Source organism: bacterium (assembly GCA_008933615.1).
In the GTDB taxonomy this organism is placed as follows: domain Bacteria; phylum CLD3; class CLD3; order SB21; family SB21; genus SB21.
Map to the genome: position 1 here is coordinate 61,633 of WBUR01000020.1, position 8,630 is coordinate 70,262.

7 protein-coding genes are annotated in these 8,630 nt (G+C 45.3%); 3 read left to right on the plus strand and 4 right to left on the minus strand.

All coding sequences use genetic code 11. The features are described 5' to 3' along the window. Positions 1-7 precede the first annotated feature (7 nt). The 3 genes from ftsA (at position 8) to F9K33_09075 (ending at position 4,102) form a co-directional block, all read left to right on the plus strand. Positions 8-1,327 carry a cell division protein FtsA gene (gene ftsA / locus F9K33_09065; GenBank protein KAB2879543.1) on the plus strand — a complete coding sequence of 440 codons (1,320 nt, stop codon included), beginning with the start codon at positions 8-10 and terminating at the stop codon, positions 1,325-1,327. Between the two features lie 53 nt (positions 1,328-1,380). After that, entirely contained in the window at positions 1,381-2,616 is a 1,236-nt protein-coding gene (gene ftsZ / locus F9K33_09070) for a cell division protein FtsZ (protein KAB2879544.1), read from the plus strand. Between the two features lie 235 nt (positions 2,617-2,851). Further along, positions 2,852-4,102, plus strand: coding sequence for a pyridoxal phosphate-dependent aminotransferase family protein (locus F9K33_09075; GenBank protein ID KAB2879545.1), 1,251 nt, complete (start codon positions 2,852-2,854; stop codon positions 4,100-4,102). A 94-nt stretch (positions 4,103-4,196) separates the two neighbouring features. Here the strand turns inward: F9K33_09075 and F9K33_09080 are convergent, their stop codons facing one another. The 4 genes from F9K33_09080 to F9K33_09095 form a co-directional block, all read right to left on the minus strand. Next, positions 4,197-5,480: a transcription termination factor Rho gene (locus tag F9K33_09080; GenBank protein ID KAB2879546.1), complete on the minus strand. Its 1,284-nt coding sequence runs from the start codon at positions 5,478-5,480 to the stop codon at positions 4,197-4,199. 248 nt (positions 5,481-5,728) lie between these two features. Next, positions 5,729-6,697: an electron transfer flavoprotein subunit alpha/FixB family protein gene (locus F9K33_09085; protein KAB2879547.1), complete on the minus strand. Its 969-nt coding sequence runs from the start codon at positions 6,695-6,697 to the stop codon at positions 5,729-5,731. A gap of 30 nt (positions 6,698-6,727) precedes the next feature. Continuing rightward, positions 6,728-7,477, minus strand: a complete 750-nt coding sequence (locus F9K33_09090; protein KAB2879548.1) for an electron transfer flavoprotein subunit beta/FixA family protein — start codon at positions 7,475-7,477, stop codon at positions 6,728-6,730. 106 nt (positions 7,478-7,583) lie between these two features. Further along, complete coding sequence (locus F9K33_09095; GenBank protein ID KAB2879549.1) at positions 7,584-8,426, minus strand: sigma-70 family RNA polymerase sigma factor; 843 nt, start codon at positions 8,424-8,426, stop codon at positions 7,584-7,586. Between the last annotated feature and the right edge of the window lie 204 nt (positions 8,427-8,630).

Sequence of the window (8,630 nt, forward strand, 5' to 3'; positions counted from 1 at the left end):
GTGCCTCATGGAAAATAATATTGTGGTTGGTTTGGATATTGGAACCACAAAAATTGCCGCTCTTATTGCCGTACTGAACGGCAAAGAAATTAATCTGATCGGAGTCGGAAATTATCCGTCGGTCGGATTAAAACGCGGCATGGTTGTCAACATTGAACATACGGTCGAATCGATCAGAAAAGCGATCAACCAGGCTGAACTGATGGCCGGAGTCACCGTGGATTCCGTGTACGTCGGTATCGCCGGCGATCATGTTCGCGGTATTAACAGTCATGCCGTTGTCGCGGTCGGACGCGACGATCATGAGATAACGGAAGACGATGTCCGCCGCGCGATCGATGCAGCCAAAGCGATCACGATGCCGATGGACCGCGAGATCATTCACGTCATACCTCAGGAATTTATCGTTGATACACAGGAGGGAATTCGTAATCCAATCGGATTGACCGGTACAAGATTGGAAGTGGAAGCGCATGTGGTAACGGGCGCCGTCGCTTCGGCACAAAATATTTTTCGCTGCGTTACCCGTGCGGGCTATAAAGTGAAAGATCTTGTACTGGAGCCCCTTGCATCAAGCTACGCGGTGCTTGACCGCGAGGAACAGGAACTGGGGGTCACGTTGATCGACATCGGCGGCGGCACTACGGATATCGCAATGTTTTTTGACGGCAGTATTCGTGCGACCGATATGCTCGGGCTGGCAGGACAGCAGGTGAGCAATGATATTTCCATTTGCTTAAAAACACCTTACGACAAAGCCGAAGAACTTAAGAAGACGTACGGTTGCGCGATGGGGTCTTTGGTAGATGAATCCGAAATGATCGAAATTCCGGTTGTCGGCGGGCGGGCGCCGAGACAAATTCAGAAAAAATATCTCGCAAAAATCGTGGAAGCGCGCATGGATGAAATCTTTAATCTGGTGCTCTACAGCATGCAAAACAATAAAATGTACAACCTGATGAATGCAGGCGTTGTGTTAACCGGCGGGGGTTCATTACTGGAGGGCTCCGTTGAACTTGCTATGGAAATATTCAAGATGCCGGTACGAATTGGTTACCCGCGGGGCTTTGGCGGCCTCATGGACGCGGCAAGCAACCCGATCTATGCGACCGGTATCGGTCTTATTCATTATGGAATTCAAAAAAATAAATTACAGGTTCATGAAGATTTTGAAAACGTAGATGAACCGTCCGACGAGGATACAGGCGAACAACGCGCTTCTCATACCGATGCGCTTAACGAACAATCGTTAACCGGAGAATACCAGGGCAAATTATACGGGAAGATCACCGATCGTATGAAAAAATGGCTGGATGAATTCTTTTAATCAATAACAAATCATGAAAATTAAACGGCTAATTAATAAAACTCGGAGGAGTTATGATCACATACGATGAAGCTAGAGAATACGGTGCCAAGATGCGCATCGTAGGTATTGGCGGCGGTGGCTGCAACGCGGTGAATACTATGATCAGTTCCAGCCTGAATGGCGTGGAATTTATCGCCATCAATACGGATATGCAGGCGCTGGAATCAAATAAAGCGCAGCATAAAATTCAAATCGGGAGAACTTTGACGCGCGGACTTGGTGCGGGCGCAAATCCTGATATTGGTAAACGCGCAGCAGAAGAGGATATCGATCAGGTAAAAAGCGTGTTGGAGGGCTCCGATCTGGTATTCATCACGTGCGGCATGGGCGGCGGCACGGGAACAGGCGCCGCGCCGATCATTGCGGAAGTTGCGAAAAGCATGGGCGCTCTGACCATTGGTATTGTGACAAAGCCGTTTAATTTCGAAAAAGGCAAACGGATGAAACAGGCCATGATCGGTGTGGAGGAATTGCGCGAGATGGTTGATACGTTAATTGTTATTCCCAATGAGAAACTTCTTATGGTCATGCCAAAAAATACTCCATTTATACAGGCTTTTAAAGCGGCCGATGATGTATTATACCGTGCGACCAAAGGTATTGCCGACCTGATATCCAACGCCGGTTACGTGAATGTGGATTTTGCCGACGTGAAAAAAATAATGAGCGGCGCCGGCGATGCCATCATGGGTATGGGCATTGGAACTGGCGAAAGGCGAGGCGAAGAAGCCGTCAAACAAGCGATTAATAGCCCTCTGTTGGAAGAGACCAGCATCGAAGGCGCCACCGGTATTCTGTTAAATCTGACCTGCCCGATGGATTTTACAACAGAAGAAGTTGATCAGATTTCCAATCTCATAACGGGTGTTGCCGGTGAAGATGCCGATGTTATCTGGGGTTACGGCGTGGATGAAAACTTAAAGAATGAAGTACACGTAACCGTGATCGCGGCCGGCCTAAACCGTCATCGATATCCAAAAAATGCTGTGTCCGCAAACGCGGGGGAAGACTCTTCATCTCCGTTGTCCATAACAAAACGGACTATTAAGTATACGGAACATCTTCAGGATATACGTTCTAATCGTTACAAAAACCTTGAAGTACCCGCGATTCAGCGACATGAAGAATTTGAGATTGAAACATCGGCGCAGGATGACGATGAAAAATTGAAAATGACAGGAACGGATAATTTGGATGATCGAAATATCCCAACATTCATTCGTAATCATACGAAATTGAAAAAGTAAATTATTGTCTTTCTCTCTCCAGCCTGTAGGGCTGAAAAAGACAGGGTAAAGCAGTCGAGGAGTAATCCACGGCTGCTTTTTTTTGCATTTTAAATTCAAAAAAATTCGAAATTTATAAGAGAAAATATGTTGGCCAACCTTCACCAATGCACATAAAAATCCCTTTACTTTTTGATGTAAATTTCTTTAATTTGCACACCTGACGTTTTTCGATACCAATTAACAGGAGATTCGTATGAGCACCTGGCTCGTGGAAAAGTGCAAACCGTTCGCAAATTTTGTCGACGATATTAAGGCCAAAGGTCTTTACAGCTATTTTACAGAATTAGAACAAACCGGAACCTACATAAAGGTTGGCGGTAATACCCTCGTAAATTTTTCATCGAACGATTATCTTGGCCTCACGCACGACCCCCGGGTGATCACTGAGGCAAAAAAAGCTTTGGATATTTACGGTTCGGGATTGTGCGGTTCACGTTATGTTGTAGGAACGACCGTTGAGCATGTTAAATTAGAAGAAAAAATTGCCGCATGGAAAGGTAAAGAATCCTGCATCGTATTCACAACGGGATATCAGACATTATTAGGATCCATTTCTGCCCTGCTTGTGAAAGCGGACGATTCGATTGAAGATAACATTGTTTTGGCGATTGACAAACTCAGCCATGCTTGCATACTGGACGGATGCGCTTTATCCGTCGGTACGCATATGACGCGCGGCTCTTCGAAAATGCTCGACGGACAGATCCGGTACTTCAGGCATAACGACCCGGGCAGCCTTGATTCGATTGTGAAATCAAGCACCAACAAAGGCAAAAACGTAATTATTATCGTCGAAGGCGTCTACAGTATGGACGGCGACATCTGCCATCTTCCGGAATTTGTGAAAATAGCCGAAAAATATGACGCCTGTATCGCCATTGATGATGCGCACGGAACCGGCGTTCTCGGAAAAACCGGAAGAGGAACGGCAGAACATTTTGGATTGGAAGAACATATTGATCTATTAATGGGCACGTTCAGCAAAGCCTTGGGCTGTGTAGGCGGATTTGTTACAGGACAAAAAGACGTTATCTCGCATATCAAACACAAAGCACGGAGTTTTATGTTCTCCGCCGCACCGCCAGTATCCAATATTGTTTCTGTGTCAAAGATCATCGATATTATTCAGACGGAGCCCGAACATTTACAGAACCTACGGCAAAATGAAAAATATTTTAAAGACCATCTCAAGCGTCTAGGATTTAATTACGGTCAAAGTGCGACTCCGATCGTACCGATCATTATCGGCGATAGTGAAAAAACAATGTATTTGTCTAAAAAATTATTCGCAGATGGCGTGTTGATGCTTCCGATGGTTTATCCGGCGGTGGCCAAAGGCGAGGAAAGATTACGATGTACGATCAGCGCCAAACATTCGAAAGCTGACCTCGATAAAGCTCTCGAGGTATTGGAAACGGAAGGCAGAAAAATCGGAGTTATTTAAAAAGCTCTTAATCAAAATGTGTAATAAAAAAATCCGTACTCTCAATGTACGGATTTTCTTGTTTTAAGCATTCGGTCATACGAAGAAATAACGCTTACCCATTCATAGATTCAAGGAAATGTTTATTGGAACGCGTTCCGCGCATCTTATCAAGAATAAACTCCATTGCTTCCACAGGCGTCTTATCGTTGATCAGTTTGCGTAAGATCCACACACGGCCCAATTCAAATTGCGCCAGCAATAGTTCCTCTTTTCGCGTACCGGAACGGTTAATATCGATTGCGGGATAGACACGGCGATCGGACAGGCGGCGATCCAGGATAATTTCCATATTGCCGGTACCTTTGAATTCTTCGAAGATTACATCATCCATACGGCTGCCCGTCTCGATAAGCGCAGTCGCGATGATGGTCAAACTTCCGCCCTCTTCTACTTTACGAGCGGCTCCGAAAAATCGTTTCGGCCGATGTAATGCATTGGAATCCACGCCGCCGGACAAGATTTTTCCGCTGTGAGGCACGACAGTGTTATGCGCACGGGCCAGACGGGTGATCGAATCAAGCAGGATCACGACGTCATGACCACACTCCACCATGCGTTTTGCTTTTTCAAGAACGATATCCGCCACCTGCACATGCCGCTCTGGCGGTTCGTCAAATGTAGAACTCAACACCTCCGCTTTGACGGAGCGTTCCATATCGGTAACTTCCTCCGGACGTTCATCGATCAGCAGCACGATCATCCGGACTTCAGGATTGTTCTCGGTGATGCTATTGGCAATATTCTTTAGAAGTACGGTTTTTCCGGTTCGCGGCGGCGCAACAATCAGACCGCGTTGCCCTTTTCCGATCGGCGTCATCAGATTCATCACGCGCATGGAAAAATTGTTCGGATCTTTTGTTTCGACGTCAAGCCGTTCTTTGGGATAAATCGGCGTTAAATTGTCAAAGAGAATTTTATTTTTCGCTTCTTCAGGATTTTCAAAATTGACCGCTTCTACCCTCAGTAACGCAAAAAACCGTTCGCTTTCTTTCGGAGGGCGTATCTGTCCGCTGACTACATCACCTGTACGGAGGCCAAATTTTTTGATCTGGGAAGGAGAAATATATATATCATCCGGACTGGGCAGATAATTATAATGCGACGATCTCAAGAATCCATATCCGTCAGGAAGTATTTCCAGAACGCCTTCACTGAAGATAAAACCGTCCTTTTTGGTTTGTTCCTCTAAAATGGTAAATATTAGTTCCTGCTTTTTCATGCCGCTGACGCCGGCAATATTCAAATTCTTTGCAATATCGTTCAACTCGGATATTTTCAAATCTTTCAGATTTGCGAGATTAAACGAAACAGTATTTTCTTCAATTCTTTCAGCCATGACTTTGTCTTTTTAGTTTAAAAATAAGTTCAATTAGAAATTTTTAACATAGGGGTTAATGGAACGAATATTTGATAAAAGATAGATATGCGGAGAATTTTCTCAGGCTATTAGATCTTAAAAATAATTAACTTGGATTGAGTTTAAGACGTGAACCTAACTTGTAGCTATAGACATTGCAGCAACCGGTATAAAGGTAAAGGAAAGGCTCAAAATTGTCAAGTACATTTTGAGCCTTTTTACAAGTTTTACTTACCCTTCATCTGTGCGACCTGTTTTGTTAACTCAGGAAGTATTTCAAATAAATCGCCGACAATGCCGTAATCGGATATTTTAAATATCGGCGCTTCTGCGTCGCTATTGATCGCTACAATATACTTGGAACTGGACATTCCGGCCAAGTGTTGTATGGCGCCAGAAATTCCAACTGCTATATAAAGCTGCGGGCTAACCGTTTTACCCGTTTGCCCAACCTGTTCCTCATGCGAACGCCATCCGGCATCCACCACTGCGCGTGATGCGCCGTGAGCGGCGCCCAGCGCATCAGCTAACTTAACTATCATCTCCCAGTGTTCTGGCGCCTTTAATCCCCGTCCGCCGGACACAATAATATCCGCTTCGGTCAGCTCGATCTTTTTGCCGGATTCAACGACCATTTCTTTGACCTTAACGCGGGCAGGCTTGATGGCAACATTAAGTTTCTCAATGGTGGCCTGCGCCGGATTTTCCTGTATACGAAACACATTGGGACGTAAGCTGATCACCTGATGTGGTGTACTGATCGTTATTTTTTGAAAAGCTTTTCCTGCCATCATCGGTCTTGTAATGACAAGTTTACCGCCATCCGAATCAAAATGCGTCACATCGGTTGCAAGACCCGCCTTAAGTCTTCCCGCAACGCGAGGTCCGAGGTCTCTTCCCATTGCTGATGCCGGCATTAAAACGATAGTAGCCTTTTCTTTTTTTACGGCTTCCTCGATCGCCTGGGTATATCCTTCAGTAGAATATTTATCAAGACCGGCATCGTCTATAACATAGACCTTGGTTATACCGTATTTTCCCAATTCTGCGGCCATTTTTTCAATTCCGGATCCGACTACGAGTGCGGCAGCGGATGTACCAAGTTTATCAGCTAAACGTTTTGCTTCGCTGGCCACTTCGAAACCCGATTTGCGAAACGCTCCGTTTCGTTGTTCGGCAAATGCTAAAATTGACATACTATCTCCAAAAGTTTTAGGTTAATCATTTTAAATCACTTTTGCTTCTTCATGTAATAGACGAAGCAATTCCGGAACAGCGTCGGCTCCCTTTCCGACGATCTTCCCGGCCGGCCTTGCCGGAGGCAGTTCGATCGCTACAATCTCTGTCGTCGCCGCGGCAATAACCGGCTCTTTTTTCTCGAGCGGTTTCTTCTTCGCCGCCATGATACCTTTTAGATTAGGCAACCGTGGCTCGTTTAATCCCTTCTGTGTGCCGATAACTGCGGGAAGAGAAAATTCGACAATTTCTTTTCCGCCCTCGATCTCGCGTTCTGCGGTGCAAACCTTCGATTCCTGATTTATGTCCAATTTCACGACCACCGTCACGCAAGGCAGATCAAGCATCTCCGCTACCAATTGCGGCATTTGTGAACTGTCCTCGTCGATCGCCTGTTTCCCGAATAGTAAGAGATCATACGGCATGGTTTTGATCTGTTCGGCAAGCGCATGCGCTACATCCCCGGAAAAATTAGCATCGGTTTTCAATAAAACGGCTTTATCGGCGCCCATCGCCAGCGCTTTGCGAACATCGTTTTCAGCGCGTTCAGGACCTAATGTTAAAACGGTCACCTCGCCGCTGAATTTTTCTTTTAATCGAATGGCTTCTTCAATCGCAAATTCGTCATGTGGATTGATCACAAAATTAACGGCCGACAGATCCAGCGATTTTCCATCCGGCGTTGTCTTCACACGCGTCTCGCTGTCCGGCACTTGCTTCATACATACGATAATATTCATCAAAAAATCTCCTGTAGAATGTCTGTTTGGAATAAAACTATTTCCAATATTTTAACGGGCGTGAAAGTAACAAAAAATTGCGTAGGTATCAAACGTTATTTATACTTTATCCTAAATAATGACGCAGAACATTGCTGCGGGATGCATGGCGCAGTCGGCGGATGGCTTTTTCTTTAATTTGGCGAACACGTTCACGGGTCAGATTAAATCGTTCTCCGATCTCCTCCAGAGTCATCGGGTGATCCGTTTCAAGCCCGAAATAGAGCTTAACCACTTCCGCTTCGCGCGCAGAAAGCGTTTCCAGAGCACGCTGAATTTCTATTCTAAGCGATTCGGTCAAAAGATCCTGATCGGGCGGTTCCTGCTGTTCGTTCTCAATCACATCCATCAAGGTATTGTTTTCCGAATCGTGCATCGGCTCATCCATCGACACGTGACGTCCGGACATCTGCATGGTATTTGTCACTTCAAACGCGGTTATATCCAGCATATCTGCAATTTCATCCGAACTGGGTTCGCGTTCAAATTCCTGTTCGAGATCGCTGAATACCTTGCCGATCTTATTCAGCGTGCCGATCTTGTTGAGCGGCAGTCGAACCACACGGGATTGCTCCGCCAGCGCCTGCAAAATCGATTGACGAATCCACCAAACTGCATACGAAATGAATTTGAATCCGCGCGTGACATCGAAACGTTTTGCCGCTTTGATAAGGCCTATATTACCTTCGTTAATCAGATCGTTCAGTGATAAACCTTGGTTTTGATATTGTTTGGCTACGCTAACCACAAAACGCAAATTAGCCTTGGTAAGTTTTTCCAGCGCAACCTCATCGCCGTCTTTAACTTTTTTGGCAAGGTCAATTTCTTCATCCGGAGTTAAAAGAGGTACGCTGCCTATTTCCTGTAGATATTTGTCTATAAGGTCGTTGCTTTTTTCTGCAAAGTTCATGCTGCCATCTTTGATTAGATGATTGGAAACGGTTTATTTTTTATCGTGCTGCGTTTGTAGCGTTTCTATCTTCCGGTTATAAGCGTCGATAGCACTTACTAATACTTTAATTCGAGGATGTTCCTCCACGTTTTGCTCATGTTCTTTGGATATCAATTGAAATGTTAGTTCCCCTAATTCTTTCTGCTTTAAATAGCGGTCCTT

Excerpts from the sequence above, each read along its gene's own strand:
- ftsA (KAB2879543.1), top strand. The coding sequence starts at position 8 with ATGGAAAATAATATTGTGGTTGGTTTGGATATTGGAACCACAAAAATT.
- ftsZ (KAB2879544.1), top strand. The coding sequence starts at position 1,381 with ATGATCACATACGATGAAGCTAGAGAATACGGTGCCAAGATGCGCATC.
- F9K33_09075 (KAB2879545.1), top strand. The coding sequence starts at position 2,852 with ATGAGCACCTGGCTCGTGGAAAAGTGCAAACCGTTCGCAAATTTTGTC.
- F9K33_09080 (KAB2879546.1), bottom strand. The coding sequence starts at position 5,480 with ATGGCTGAAAGAATTGAAGAAAATACTGTTTCGTTTAATCTCGCAAAT.
- F9K33_09085 (KAB2879547.1), bottom strand. The coding sequence starts at position 6,697 with ATGTCAATTTTAGCATTTGCCGAACAACGAAACGGAGCGTTTCGCAAA.
- F9K33_09090 (KAB2879548.1), bottom strand. The coding sequence starts at position 7,477 with ATGAATATTATCGTATGTATGAAGCAAGTGCCGGACAGCGAGACGCGT.
- F9K33_09095 (KAB2879549.1), bottom strand. The coding sequence starts at position 8,426 with ATGAACTTTGCAGAAAAAAGCAACGACCTTATAGACAAATATCTACAG.